The 12,407-nt window shown below is 61.1% G+C and carries 13 protein-coding genes, 2 tRNA genes and 3 pseudogenes; 7 read left to right on the top strand and 11 right to left on the bottom strand.

The features are described from left to right. Positions 1-36 precede the first annotated feature (36 nt). The 3 genes from HMPREF3176_RS05235 to HMPREF3176_RS05225 form a co-directional block, all read right to left on the bottom strand. Positions 37-522: a peptide deformylase gene (locus HMPREF3176_RS05235; protein ID WP_070458690.1), complete on the bottom strand. Its 486-nt coding sequence runs from the start codon at positions 520-522 to the stop codon at positions 37-39. Then, positions 522-1,010, bottom strand: coding sequence for an OsmC family protein (locus HMPREF3176_RS05230; RefSeq protein ID WP_061211880.1), 489 nt, complete (start codon positions 1,008-1,010; stop codon positions 522-524). The genes HMPREF3176_RS05235 and HMPREF3176_RS05230 overlap by 1 nt, the downstream gene beginning before the upstream one ends. An 80-nt stretch (positions 1,011-1,090) precedes the next feature. After that, positions 1,091-1,163: transfer RNA gene (locus tag HMPREF3176_RS05225), tRNA-Asn, on the bottom strand. 151 nt (positions 1,164-1,314) lie between these two features. Here HMPREF3176_RS05225 and HMPREF3176_RS05220 point away from each other — a divergent pair. After that, a tRNA-Ile gene (locus tag HMPREF3176_RS05220) sits at positions 1,315-1,391 on the top strand. A gap of 10 nt (positions 1,392-1,401) precedes the next feature. Here HMPREF3176_RS05220 and xerC read toward each other — a convergent pair. Further along, the gene (xerC, locus tag HMPREF3176_RS05215; RefSeq protein ID WP_070458688.1) at positions 1,402-2,559 is read right to left on the bottom strand and encodes a site-specific integrase; all 1,158 of its coding nucleotides are present in this window, start codon (positions 2,557-2,559) and stop codon (positions 1,402-1,404) included. 286 nt (positions 2,560-2,845) lie between these two features. Between xerC and HMPREF3176_RS10235 the strand changes: the two genes are divergently transcribed. Next, on the top strand, positions 2,846-3,127 hold the full coding sequence (locus HMPREF3176_RS10235) for a hypothetical protein (protein WP_141742361.1): 282 nt from the start codon (positions 2,846-2,848) through the stop codon (positions 3,125-3,127). 72 nt (positions 3,128-3,199) lie between these two features. Next, positions 3,200-3,645: pseudogene (locus HMPREF3176_RS10230) on the top strand (transposase); the annotation flags it as partial. A gap of 343 nt (positions 3,646-3,988) precedes the next feature. On the opposite strand, the gene HMPREF3176_RS05205 reads toward HMPREF3176_RS10230, so the two are convergent. Next, positions 3,989-4,210 (bottom strand): hypothetical protein, encoded by a 222-nt coding sequence (locus HMPREF3176_RS05205; protein ID WP_055087787.1) that lies wholly within the window; start codon positions 4,208-4,210, stop codon positions 3,989-3,991. Continuing rightward, a complete protein-coding gene (locus HMPREF3176_RS05200; RefSeq protein WP_055087789.1) occupies positions 4,207-4,515 on the bottom strand; it encodes an ArsR/SmtB family transcription factor in 309 nt (102 codons plus the stop codon). The genes HMPREF3176_RS05205 and HMPREF3176_RS05200 overlap by 4 nt, the downstream gene beginning before the upstream one ends. Before the next feature lie 349 nt (positions 4,516-4,864). On the opposite strand from HMPREF3176_RS05200, the pseudogene HMPREF3176_RS05195 reads away from it, so the two are divergent. Together HMPREF3176_RS05195 and HMPREF3176_RS10060 are read left to right on the top strand one after the other, a co-directional pair. Next, a pseudogene (locus tag HMPREF3176_RS05195) lies at positions 4,865-6,186 on the top strand (ISL3 family transposase). 17 nt (positions 6,187-6,203) lie between these two features. Then, positions 6,204-7,037: pseudogene (locus HMPREF3176_RS10060) on the top strand (IS3 family transposase); the annotation flags it as partial. 102 nt (positions 7,038-7,139) lie between these two features. On the opposite strand, the gene HMPREF3176_RS05190 reads toward HMPREF3176_RS10060, so the two are convergent. Continuing rightward, entirely contained in the window at positions 7,140-7,742 is a 603-nt protein-coding gene (locus tag HMPREF3176_RS05190) for a cadmium resistance transporter (protein WP_070458686.1), read from the bottom strand. Further along, positions 7,739-8,098, bottom strand: coding sequence for a Cd(II)/Pb(II)-sensing metalloregulatory transcriptional regulator CmtR (locus HMPREF3176_RS10055; protein ID WP_083286253.1), 360 nt, complete (start codon positions 8,096-8,098; stop codon positions 7,739-7,741). The genes HMPREF3176_RS05190 and HMPREF3176_RS10055 overlap by 4 nt, the downstream gene beginning before the upstream one ends. A 92-nt stretch (positions 8,099-8,190) precedes the next feature. Here HMPREF3176_RS10055 and HMPREF3176_RS10435 point away from each other — a divergent pair, with 92 nt between their 5' ends. Both HMPREF3176_RS10435 and HMPREF3176_RS05180 read left to right on the top strand, forming a co-directional pair. Further along, a complete protein-coding gene (locus HMPREF3176_RS10435; protein ID WP_016664491.1) occupies positions 8,191-8,517 on the top strand; it encodes a hypothetical protein in 327 nt (108 codons plus the stop codon). Between the two features lie 27 nt (positions 8,518-8,544). Further along, positions 8,545-8,736, top strand: coding sequence for a hypothetical protein (locus tag HMPREF3176_RS05180; protein WP_016664492.1), 192 nt, complete (start codon positions 8,545-8,547; stop codon positions 8,734-8,736). A gap of 906 nt (positions 8,737-9,642) precedes the next feature. Here the strand turns inward: HMPREF3176_RS05180 and HMPREF3176_RS05175 are convergent. The 3 genes from HMPREF3176_RS05175 to HMPREF3176_RS05165 form a co-directional block, all read right to left on the bottom strand. Next, on the bottom strand, positions 9,643-10,881 hold the full coding sequence (locus HMPREF3176_RS05175) for a beta-ketoacyl-[acyl-carrier-protein] synthase family protein (RefSeq protein ID WP_016664494.1): 1,239 nt from the start codon (positions 10,879-10,881) through the stop codon (positions 9,643-9,645). Positions 10,882-10,967: 86 nt separating this feature from the next. Beyond that, entirely contained in the window at positions 10,968-11,216 is a 249-nt protein-coding gene (locus HMPREF3176_RS05170) for an acyl carrier protein (RefSeq protein WP_016664495.1), read from the bottom strand. A gap of 188 nt (positions 11,217-11,404) precedes the next feature. Beyond that, positions 11,405-12,406: a beta-ketoacyl-ACP synthase III gene (locus HMPREF3176_RS05165; RefSeq protein WP_016664496.1), complete on the bottom strand. Its 1,002-nt coding sequence runs from the start codon at positions 12,404-12,406 to the stop codon at positions 11,405-11,407. Between the last annotated feature and the right edge of the window lies 1 nt (position 12,407).

Here is a 12,407-nt window from a genome sequence, read left to right as displayed (position 1 = left end):
ATACTTGCGGTGGCCTAGCTCGGGCCTTACGACAGTCTAGAGGTTTGCGCGGATAGCCCGCAACGCCTTCTTCTTCTCGCTCTTCTCGAGGCCGTCGATATAAAGCGCACCGTCGAGGTGACCCACCTCGTGCTGGATCAAGCGCGCGACAATTCCATCGCCCTCGAGCACGATTTTGTTTCCGTCAAGGTCAATGCCCTCGCACGCCGCCTTCGCGGCGCGTTCGCGCGGAAACCACAGGTCCGGAACTGAAAGGCAGCCTTCGTCACCGCCCTGCTTTTCCTCAGACAGGTAGGTGATGACCGGATTCAGGATGTAGCCGAGCTCACCGTCGATGTTCCAGGAAAACGCGCGCAAGCTCACCCCGATTTGATTCGCGGCAAGACCGGCGCGCCCCTCCTCGTTGACGTTCTCGAGGAGATCCTCGACAAGGCCGCGAACGCCAGGGGTGATGTCCTTGATCGGATCGCACTCGGTGCGCAGAACCGGGTCGCCAACAATGCGAATGTCGCGCTTGGCCATTACTTCTCCTCCTCGTGCGATGCAGCCGCGCCAGCGGAATGTGCATCGGTAATCGTGTGGCGCACTTCGGCCCCAGGAACGACAGTGCGCTGAATCGTGCACGCCGCATCAATGACGCGATCGATGACGGCGGCGAGCTTTTCCCGCTCTCGTTCATCAAGACCGGAGAGATCCAGCTGAATCGTCTCGTCAATCTCATGGTAGCGGTCGTCCTTTTCGTCGGACGTACCGTGCGCGTAAAGTCGCGCCGCAAAGTCCTCGCCGAGGCGCCGCGCAACTGAATGATCCATCGACATTCCCGCGCACCCAATGAGAGCGAGCTTCAAAAGCTCTCCGGGGCTGACGCGGCCTTCTTCGAGGCCAATGGGGATCTCCACCCCCGACTGTGTGTGACCGACGTACTGGCGAGTGGCGACTCGATCGACCCACACGCTACCCGGTCCGAAATCCTCGGGCCGCTCAAATGACTCGGGCGAGTGAACACTCATGGGTACCTTCCTCCAGGCCTTGGGGGCCTAACGCTACCGCGAAAAGTGAAGGCCCCGGGGATCCCCGGGGCCTTCTGTTGCTCCCCCAATTGGACTTGAACCAATAACCCTTCGATTAACAGTCGAATGCTCTGCCGATTGAGCTATGGGGGATCGACTCGAAATACATTAGCAGCGCCCCGGCCTATCTCGCCAATTCAGAGGCTCAATCTGGCGCAGATGTGCCAAAGGCCACGCTCATGGCGCTCGGGCCGCGTCAACTTTTCTTCCGGGCCGCGAACCAGCGATAATGGTGCGCATACGCGGGCCCGTAGCTCAGTTGGTTAGAGCACCGGACTCATAATCCGTCGGTCGCGGGTTCAAGCCCCGCCGGGCCTACCATATGCCTAGGTCACACCGTGTTTTTGGGCGATTTTTCGGCTTGATTTTTCCGCGAAATCTCGTCGATTGTCCGTTTATTGTCCGTTTTGATTTTTGACTGCAACGTAGCCAGGGCGCGTTCGGGTACGCCGTGGGTGGAGTAGTGGCGCTCTGCCACTTGGATGGTGTGCCCCATGAGGGATTCGCGATCCATTCGTGAAAGGCCCGACTCTTCGAGTCGGCGTTCAACGATGCGGCGGAAAGTATGCGAACTCATTTCCCCGTGCCCGGCATCAGATAGTGCGCGTTTAATTGAGCGGGTGAGGGCGCGAGGGTCGGGGATGTTACCGGTGCGCGCGGTGGCGAAGACGAACTCCATTTCCGCGTCTGTCGCTCCGGGCTTCATGCGAACAGATAACCGCCGCCTGAACACTTCGCATGCTTGCTTCGTGAGCGGGATAGAGCGGTAGGAGAGCTTCGACTTCAAGCGGGGCTCCCACCGGCGCTCCCCATCTTCGGTATGGATCTGGCCGCGTAGATGAATCGCGGGTGGGTCACTTTCAAGATCGACGTCTTGCCATCGCAGCCCGGCGATCTCTCCGATACGGCAGCCGGTTTGAAGGAGCAACATGATGGCATCAGAGGAGTTACTACGTTGAGCTCGAGGGTCATTCGTCACCGTATCCATGAGGCTTGCGATTTCCTCATCGGTGTAGGCGCGGTCTTTATGAACCACCTGCGGGTTTTTGCTGACTGCGCCGTCGCGGGGAAGGCGCAGCCGGTCAAGTGGTGAAGGTGGCGGGGTGCCGGTTACATCGCCATCGGCGATCTCCCAGAGTTTTCGCCAGATTGTCAGGACGTGCTTGCGCTCGCCCGTCAGCCCTTCGCGACCAAGGCGCAGCAGCTCGTCGGTGAGCTGGTTTCTCGTGATGTCGTCGATTTTGATGTCGGCGAGCGGGCTGTTGAGTGCGTAGGTTTTTGCTGTGTAGCGATATTTCGTTCTCGTGGCGCTGGAGCGTTCGCGCTCGAGAACACCTGAGTCGATTCCATCAAGGTAGCGCTGAGCGTATTCACCGAGGGTTTTTCGGGATTTTTGCTCTTCGATCTCGCGCGCGAGCTTCTCTTCTGCCTCGCGCATTTTGAGCTTGATCCGGTGTTCGATCGCGCCTTTCGTGGGGCCCGAGACCATGAACCGGACATCTCTACCGTTGCTGAGTTTTGCGCGCGCTCTAGCCCGACGCGGAAGAGAGGAAGGTTTGACTCCTTGAGCTTTCGCCTCCTCCTCACTGACCCATTTCCCTTCGAGCTTGACTTGGTGCGAGATGGTTCCGATTTCTCCGGGCGCGAGGGACTGGCGTGGCATGGCGGTACTCCAGGTGGATCAAGGCGAGGTCGCTCTTAGTCTCTCACCACGAGAAGGCTTCTAGTTCTTGGCGGTACACAAAATTGCATCGGCCAGTTTGAAAGGGAGCGTCATGGGATACCGCAAAAACCGCGACAGTAATGGAAATCGCCGCTGTCCAAGCGGCATAGTTATCTACGGATCGCGCGGCGAGGTGCAAAAAGCGCTCGACAACGGGCGATGGGTTGGCAAGTCTGGCCTGCACAAACACCCCCAAGGCGCCTATTTCTGCAAACAGTGCAAGCGGTGGCACCTGACGAGCATGACGCCGGAGCAGTCTCAGGCGTGGCTTGAGCGCCAGCGGCGTAAGCGTGAAAGGGAAAACCGTCGGCTTGATTTAGCTTTGGAGCGCTAGAACCCCTGGAAGGCCGGAGGTTGTGAAGCGTCCTGGGTTTAGTTCCTACCTCAGCTAAGGAAGGATTGAACTATGCCTAGAAGGTATTCCGTCGAGTTCAAGGAGAAGGCGGTCCATCAGATCATCGAAATGGTCCGCTTGGAGTCTTGCTGACTGCAACGCGCCTACACGGAGGTTGGTGAGCTCCTTGGAGTATCTCACCACACGTTGCGGGCTTGGTACCGTGACAGCGCTTCAGTACGTGATGACTCTGACGCTTCAGGCGGCGAGACAATGGAAGAAGAGCTCAAGCGTCTGCGCCGCGAAAACCGTGAGTTGAAACGAGCAAACGGGATTCTTAAGACTGCTTCGGTTTTTTTCGCAGCGGAACTCGACCGACCCACGACCAAATGATCTCCTACATCGACACGTATAAAGATCAGTTTGGGGTCGAGGCCATCTGCCGAGTCCTTAAACAAGCAGATCATGGATTCATTACTGGCTCTTCAGAGCTGAGTGTGGGCGCGCCGGCGGTGCGGGGTAGCTGGAGGTAGGCGTCGAGGTCCCCGATGATGAGCGGACTCTTACCTCTGCTCGCACCAAGGACCTCGACAATGCTGAACTCTACGTGCGCTACACCCTCATCTGGGAAGAGCCTCTTAAGGTCGTGGAGGTTGGAGGTCTGACGGTGGGTGGGCTTGGATGCCTCGAGCCCGGGGCGCTCGACGCGCCAAAGTCCGCGGCCGCCGGCCTGGATCGCTCACAGGTCACCGGAGCGGACGAGTGCGTAGGGCTGGGAGCGGCCAATGGACTTGATGGTCTGCACGCCCTCCAGCGTCATGAAGAGGGGCGTGGCGGTCACCGGCTCTCTGGAGGGCCTGATTACTCGGGGATCTCGCTGAGTTGGGCCTCAATCCGATCCAACCGCTCGGTGATGTTGCTTAGGTGCTCCACGATGAGTTGGTTCGAACCATCGATCGCCGTCGCCGTTTCGCGTCGTGCGCTGGTGACGGCGCCTACCACCCAGACGGTAAGAACAACGAAGATCGCGAGTGGTATTGCGGCGGCGAGGATGACAACAAATACGGTAGTGGTAACTGTCATGAAGATTCCCTTTCCTGTTCTTGATTAATCAGGTGCACAATGTGGTCTGGAGTTATTTCAAGCTGAAACGGAGCGACCCAGTAGTGCTTCCTCACTCGGCTCTCTCCGAGCTGTTCCAGGCCACTCTCGATGAGTCGAGCAGCTTCCAAGCGGTTGAGGTGCTGGTAGAGCAGTGGCCGAGACATCCCGAGTCGGCGGGCCAGCTCACTGACATGGGTCGACTCCGTCTCTAGAGAGGCGATAATTCGCAACCGGGGCTCACTTCCGAGAGCATTGAGTATCTGAGCGAGCCGTGCTGCGTCCATTACCCCTCCGGATCGTAATCGAACGATGTCAGGTGTAAGTGTATGCTTACAGTCAGCGGTGCGCAAGTTCTGCCGGGTCTGGCGGAGACGCTGGCTGCTCACCCGGGGTGGCCGGTCGGACTGCGGGCCGGCCTGCACCGCCGGCGAGTACGGGAGGGGTCGACCTCATGGGGTCGCCTCCTCCTTGCGTGCGACGAGCTGCGAAGTCTCCTGGGGCCTGACCCTTGTTCGGCTCTTCACCGTTGCGGTGGGGAGTGAGGGGTTCGACGGGTTGAGCGGCGGGTAGGGGTCGAGGTCCCCGAGGATCAGGAGCGACCAAGCTGCCCGATTTGTTCTCGAGGACCTCGACGTGTCTCACGCTACGGGGTGCGCCGACGCGCGCACGACCACCAATCCCTGCGCTCGCTGCGATCTTCTGTTCGGGCTCGATGGCGTTCGAGTCGAGCGGGTTGATCGCGACCCGATCACCATGCGGGTGACGGTCTCGACGCCCTGGCAGCTGGCGTGCTGCCCGGACTGCGGGGTCGTCGCGCTCAGCCGCGGCCGGCGGGTGCGGGTGCTGCGCGACGTGCCGCAAGGCGACGTTCGGGTCCAGATCGTCTGGCGGCAACGACGTTGGCGCTGCGGCGAGGTCGAGTGCCCGCGGGGGACGTTCGCCGAGCAGGTCCCGACCCTGGTCGCCGCTCGCGGCGTCCTGACCCGCCGCGCGGTGTGGTGGGCAGTCGGGCAGCTGCGCCGCGAGCACGCCACGATCGCTGGGCTCGCCCGCCGGTTGGGGGTCGGCTGGGCGACGCTGTGGCGCGCGGTCAAGCCCGAGCTCGAATGTCTGGCCGGTGACCCGACCAGGTTCGCCGGTGTGACGTCCCTGGGGGGGGCGATGAGCACATCTGGCACCACGGTGACGTGCGTGAGCGCGGCCCGAAGGAGTTGACCGGGATGGTCGACCTGACCCGTGACCAGGCCGGACGCGTGCACGCCCGGCTCCTGGACTTGGTGCCCGGTCGCTCGAAGAAGGCCTACACCGACTGGCTGCTCGACCGCGGCGTCGACTTCCGCGCGCGGATCGAGGTCGCTGCCCTGGACCCGTTCGGTGGCTACAAGTCCGCGATCGACGCCGAGCTCGCCGACGCCACCGCCGTCCTGGACGCGTTCCACGTCGTCAAGCTCGGCACGCAGGTCGTCGACGAGGTACGCCGCCGAGTCCAGCAGGACACCACCGGGCACCGCGGCCGCAAGGGCGACCCCCTGTTCGGAATCCAGACCATCCTGCGCGCCGGCGCCGAGAACCTCACCGACCGCCAGCTCGCCCGCCTCGAGACCGCGATCTTGGCCGTTCCCGCCCACGAGGAGGTCAACGTCGCCTGGCGCTGCGCCCAAGACCTCCGAGCCGCCTACCGCGCGAAGGACACGACCAAGGGCCCTCGCCGCGCCGAGAAGATCCTGGACGCGTTCCACACCTGCCCGATCCCCGAGGTCGCCCGCCTGGGACGCACCCTGCGCCGCTGGCGGCAGGCGTTCTTGGCCTACTTCGACACCGACCGCGCGAACAACGGCGGCACCGAGGCCGTCAACGGCATCATCGAGCTGCACCGGCGCCTCGCCCGCGGCTACCGCAACCGCGACAACTACCGCCTCCGCATGCTCCTCGTCGCCGGCGGACTGATCACCTGATCCCTACCGGAACGGCGAAGAGCCTCATTACTTCACGCGGCTACCGCAAAGCCTCTGCATGCACTCCCAGCGCAAGGGCCTTAACCGATAGCCTTCTCATCCCAGCGATTCAGCGTGTGCATGCGCAGAATTTCTCGGTTTACGGCATCCGCAAGATGTGGCACGCGATGAACCGTGAAGGTTTTCATATCGGCCGCGACAAGACCGCACGACTGATGAAGCTCGCAGGTGTTTGTGGCCGCAGGCGTGGACGAACCCCTGTGACAACGATTAGCCCGAAGACACCGAATCATCGCCCAGACCTTGTACAGCGAGACTTTCGTGCACAAGCGCCAGGCAGGCTGTGGGTTGCCGACATTACCTATGTTCACACCCTGTCAGGATTCGCCTACACCGCGTTTGTCGTGGATGTCTACAGCCGAAAAATTGTTGGTGTTGCTACACGCTCGACGATGCGTACCGATGCGCTGCCCATGGAGGCTTTGGAGCATGCGTTAACGACTGCAGGACGAATCCATGCAAACCAGCTGATTCACCACAGTGATCGGGGCAGCCAGTACGTGTCACTGACGTACTCCACCGCGCTAGCGGAATCCGGAATCCGTCCGAGTGTGGGAACAGTCGGCGATTCTTATGACAATGCTCTAGTCGAAACAGTCAACGGCCTCTACAAGGCGGAACTGATTCATACTCAAGGTCCGTGAACGTCGGTCGGAGAAGTCGAATTGGCCACCTTGCGGTGGGTGCATTGGTGGAACACCAAGCGTCTTCACGAAGCATTGGACTACACCACCCCACAGGAAGTAGAAACCGAGTACTATCTCACCCAGCCCATCAACACAGGGCCGTAAAAGAAGCGGAACCAAACCCAGGACGCTTCAATCGGGAGCGTACACGAGACCCTTGTTGATGAGGCTGGCACGGGCGGGGCCTTTTGGAACACTGCCGCTACGTCAGAGTCCGAAGGCTCCGCCGCTGACGAGGATCACGATGCCGAGGCCGATGAGAACGATGGGAAAGAGGATGTGCTCCCAGCTTTCGAGCACTTCCGCGATCGGGGGGCGGGTGGCGACGAACTTTGCCAGGGCCACCAGGACCGCAACGAGCGCGAGGAAGATAACGATGTAGGTGACCACTGCGAGAGCTTCCACGCTGAGGAAGACAGGGGTGTAGACACCGATGTTGTCGCCGCCATTGGCAAAAGTGACGCCTGCGACTGTCCACACGCCGACCTTCTTGCCGGCAACCTTGGCCTCGTCGTCATCGTCGTCATCGTCTCCGCGCCAGGCCTGCCATGCGGCCCAGAGGCCGATGCCCAGCGGGATGAGACCAAAGTATGGAATGACTGCCGGGGGCAGAAATGCTCCGGCGCCGATGGCCACAAGGATCGCGGCGACGAGGATGCCGGCAAATCCGAGGTACTGGCCGGCCAGAATGCGGGCGGTGGTGCCGCTCTGGCGTGCCCCTGGCGCGAAGAAGAGGGAGAGCACGATGATGTCGTCGATGTTGGTAGCTGCGAACAGGCCTATCGCCTGCAAGACCGTGGTGAGGTTCATGCGCCCTCCCCAGCTACGTTGCATTCGGGAAGCGAGCAGGCGGGGTCGATGCACGGGGCGTCTTCGTCTACTGCCAAGGTGGCATCGACCAATGTAGTCAGCGCCTGCGCCAAGTGTGGATCGGCGATCTCGTATCGTGTCCGACGACCCTCGGGCTCGGAGACGACGATCCCACAATCGCGCAAGCATGCCAGGTGGTTGGACACGTTCGAGCGTGTCAGGTCCAGATCTCGGGATAGTTCCGCCGGGTAAGCGGGATGGTCGAGCAGGGCCAAGATGATCCGGGATCGAGTAGGGTCGGCCAGTGCACGACCCAGGCGGTTCATTACGTCGAGGCGCGAAGCAATAGTCAGCAGTCACTGAACTATACAGCGAGCACTGAATTAGTCAAGTTCCGGGTAGCGGTGCAGCTGTGTGTGCTGCTCAAGTGACAGTGGAAGGAGCAGAGATGGCAGAGATTCCGGCAAAGTTGCAAAAACAGCGTCGCCAGTTCGAGATTCAAGTTGCGCACGAGCCTGGCGTAGTTCGGGAGATCGGTTTTCAGGCCCCAAGCAATGATACGAACGGGACAAAACTCGATGGCCTCATCATCTTGAACCGGGAAGGCTCGAACAAACTTATCTACCTCATCCGCAGCCTCGATTCGATTCCCGTTTGCAGCGGGGACACCTCGGGGTTCGACGACGGTTCGCGCCGCCAAGGAGAACCTTGCCGGATGGATTGCCGAGAGGGACAACGAGGGAGACAACACTGGCGACGGTGCATACTTGGTTGAACCACGCTCGTTTCTGATGATCGGCCCATGTGCGATTTGTGCCGCGCCCAAGGCAACCGAATTGGCTCGAAGTTCCGTAGCTTTGAAAGTTTCCGCTCGAACCGCAAGTCACCGGAGGTGCTCACCTTTGACGAGCTTGTCGAGCGTTCACGGTGGAGCGTGGAGCTTGCCGAGAGGCAGGAAGAGGCGGAAGCGGAATTTCCTGACTTCCCGTTCTAAGGAGCGCTTCTGCTCATGTCAAATAATTGACTTCTGTCGTGTAACCGGAGTCGGAACCCGGTGTGACCGGGGTGTAGCCACGAACCCGGTACAACTGGTCGGGGAGTTTACTGAAAGCTCCCACCGGGGGAATAGGGGTTTCGTACGGGATCCATCGGTACTCCTCAAAACTAAAGAAATCTGCTCGCTTAAAGCATTTTGCTGCACGGGGTTATGCGCCCTCGTATTTCGGGCTCGGTCTCGGTCTCGGGTGGGTGGCGTGTGCATGGTTCGGGTTATATGCCCACTCAAGGAAAGCCGGTCATGGACGCTAAGACCCTCACGCCCGCCAAACGCCTTAGCCGCTTCGCTGTTATCGCGGCGGTGATCTTTGCAGCCCTCACACTTGTCATTACTCCGGCGCGGGCGCTTGCCCACGGTGAAGGTGTGCTCCAGATCGGCAACGAAGCGCTCACGGGCGAGGGCATGGTGGCCGTTGGTGAAAGCACGCCGGTGCTTCGAGGGTCAGATGGGTTGGTCGTCTTGGCAGATGGGACGTTTGATTCGTCCACTTCGACGACCTCAAAGTGCTATGGCAACGTGAGCAGTCAAAACAGGTTCGTGCCGGTGATCCGGTGGACATCCAATAACGCGATCGGGAAGTTCCAAACGAAGCCGCCGAGCGGGTTTTTCGAGGACACTCAAAACACGATCGACTCTGCTTTCAACATGGCCTCGATGATCCCCGCGCTCGTTGGTATACCTGCGCAAATGCGATGTATGCGATTTTGGTTGACTCACACACGGGCATATCCGTCGGTCGCGGGTTCAAGCCCCGCCGGGCCTACGCAAAGCCCTCGCATGCAGCACAAACGGGGCCCGACAACCGTTGGACTCCGTTTGTACGTGTGCGACCGAGCGCGTCGATTACGCGCTTGCGAACACGACCGACATGTCGTGGCCGCCGAAGCCGAAGGCGTTGTTGATCGCCGCGATGTCACCACTCGGGAGCTCGCGCGGCTTGCCGTTTGCGACGTCCATCGAGACGCCTTCGTCGAGATTTTCGATGTTGATCGTGGGCGGCGCCACCCGATTGTGGAGGGCGAGAATGGTGAAGATTGATTCAACAGCGCCCGCGCCGCCGAGGAGGTGGCCCGTCATCGACTTCGTCGACGTGACGACGACCTGATCGGTTTCACCCTCAAGAGCGATTGAGATGGACTCGAGTTCGTTGAGGTCGCCGAGCGGGGTCGAGGTGCCGTGCGTGTTGACGTGAACGATGTCGCGTGCGGTAAGGCCAGCGTCGGTGAGGGATTCGCGGATCGCGCGAGCTTGGCCTTCGGTGCTCGGGGCGGAAATGTGGTGGGCGTCGGAAGCCATGCCGCGCCCAGCGAGGTAGGCGTAGATATGCGCACCGCGGGCTTTGGCGTGTTCCTCAGTCTCGATGACCATGATTCCGGCGCCTTCGCCGAGCACGAAGCCGTCGCGATCACGGTCGTACGGGCGAGAGGCGGTCTCGGGCGAATCATTGCGGGTGGAGAGAGCGCGAATGTTCGCGAAGCCCGCGAGGGGAAGCGGATGCACGCAACCTTCGGTGCCGCCAACAATGGCGATATCGGCGCGGCCGCTGCGCACGAAGTCGAGGCCGTGCGCGAGTGCCTCGGCGCCAGATGCACACGCGGAAACGGGCGTGTGCGCGCCTGCCTTCGCTCCGAACTCGATCTCGATGTGAGCGGCGGCGGAGTTCGCCATGAGCATGGGGACCGTGAACGGATTCACGCGGCGCGCACCGCGTTCTTTCACGGTGTCCCACTGGTCGAGGATCGTCCACACGCCACCGATGCCGGTACCGACCACAACGCCAAGGCGCAGAGGATCGACTTCGGGGTTGCCTGCGTCCTTCCAGGCCTCACGTGCGGCAATTATCGCGTACTGGCCGTTGGGGTCGAGCTTTTTAGCTTCTGGCTTCGATAGGTAGTCGAGGGGATCGCCCGCAACCGTGCACGCGAAGTCGACGGCGAGTCCGTAGCGCTCGGCCCAATCGTTCTCGAGTGTGTGGGCGGTCGATTGTCCCGCAAGGGCGGCGTTCCAGGAGCTTTCAATGTCGACTCCAAGCGGGTTGAACGTGCCTAGGCCGGTAACAACTACGCGAGGGCTCTCGCTCATGGGTTCTCCTTGCGGGCGTGATGGAAAAGGGCGAAAAGATTAAAGTGCGCGCCCGCCGCTAACGGGCGAGCGCGCACCGGCAACAATCAGGCCTGAGCGTTCTGGATGAACTTGACGGCGTCGCCAACGGTCACGAGGTTCTTGACCTCTTCGTCGGGGATGCGCACGTCGAACTTCTCCTCAGCGTTCACGACGATGGTCATCATCGAGATCGAGTCGATGTCGAGGTCGTCGGTGAAGGACTTGTCGAGCTGAACGTCAGCGGTCTCAACACCGGTTTCCTCGTTTACGATCTCGGCGAGGCCAGCGAGGATGTCTTCTTCGGTGTGTGCCATGAGGCTCTCCTTTGTGCTTTACGAATTAAATCAGCGGCATAAGCCTACAGGCATAAACCTGAAGGTTCTGGTTCCGACGGTTGCAAGTTTGACGTGTGTCTCGCTCTGCTCGATCGCGGCTCGCCCTGCGCTCGGGCGCATGAGATCGTCCCGCGGGGTAGGTCCGGACCGGGCAAGCGAAGCACACCCTACGGCAAGACGACGATCTGGCACGCGTACGCGAGGCCGGCACCAAAACCAATCTGCACGCACACGTCACCGGACTTCGCCTGGCCCTCGTCGAGGAGACGATGCACGGCGAGCGGAACAGATGCGGCAGAAGTGTTGCCGGTATCAGCGATGTCGCGGCCGATGACGACGCTCTCGGGAAGCTTGAGCTGTTTAGCGAGCTCATCGATGATGCGCATGTTCGCCTGGTGAGGGACGAAAACGTCGATGTCGTCGACGGTGAGCCCCGCTTCATCAAGAGCTTTACGGACAATCTCGGCGGTGTGCCACACGGCCCAGCGGAACACGGTGCGGCCATCCTGCTCGAGAGTCGGAAAACCGAGCTCCGGCTGGTCGCGGTACTCGAGAAGCGAGTGCGTCATGCGGATCGTGTCCCAATGCTCGCCGTCGCTACCCCAGATAGTGGGGCCGATCTTCGGTTCGTCGCTAGCGGCAACGATCGCAGCACCCGCCCCGTCGCCAAGGAGGAACGAGATCGAGCGGTCGGTGGGGGAGATGAGATCTGAGAGCTTCTCTGCGCCCACGATGAGCACGTTCGTTGCGGCGCTCGAGCGCACGAGAGCGTCGGCTTGGCCGACCGCGTAGCAGAAGCCTGCACACGCCGCCGAAATATCGTAGGCGACTGCATCCTCAATCCCGAGCCGGGCCGCGAGAAGAGTTGCCGCAGAAGGCGTTTGATATTCAAACGAAATCGTCGAGACGATGACCGCGTCAATGGCCGAAGCGTCGAGACCCGACTTTTCGATTGCTTCTCGCGAGGCCTCTTCGGCGAGGTCGATGACGTGAATGCCTTCGCTCGCACGCTTGCGGGTCACAATGCCCGTGCGGCGGCGGATCCATTCGTCGGACGAGTCGATAGGGCCTGCGATGTCATCGTTCGTGACAACGAGGTCGCCGCGTGCGGCGCCGTAGGCGAGAATCTGTGAGCCCGCAACGGGCTTCGAGGGGCGAAGAGTGACCACC

This window comes from Dermabacter sp. HMSC08H10, from assembly GCF_001807585.1.
Lineage (GTDB): Bacteria > Actinomycetota > Actinomycetes > Actinomycetales > Dermabacteraceae > Dermabacter > Dermabacter hominis.
Note: the sequence above shows the minus strand (reverse complement) of the source record. Positions and strands in the feature narration are given on the sequence as shown.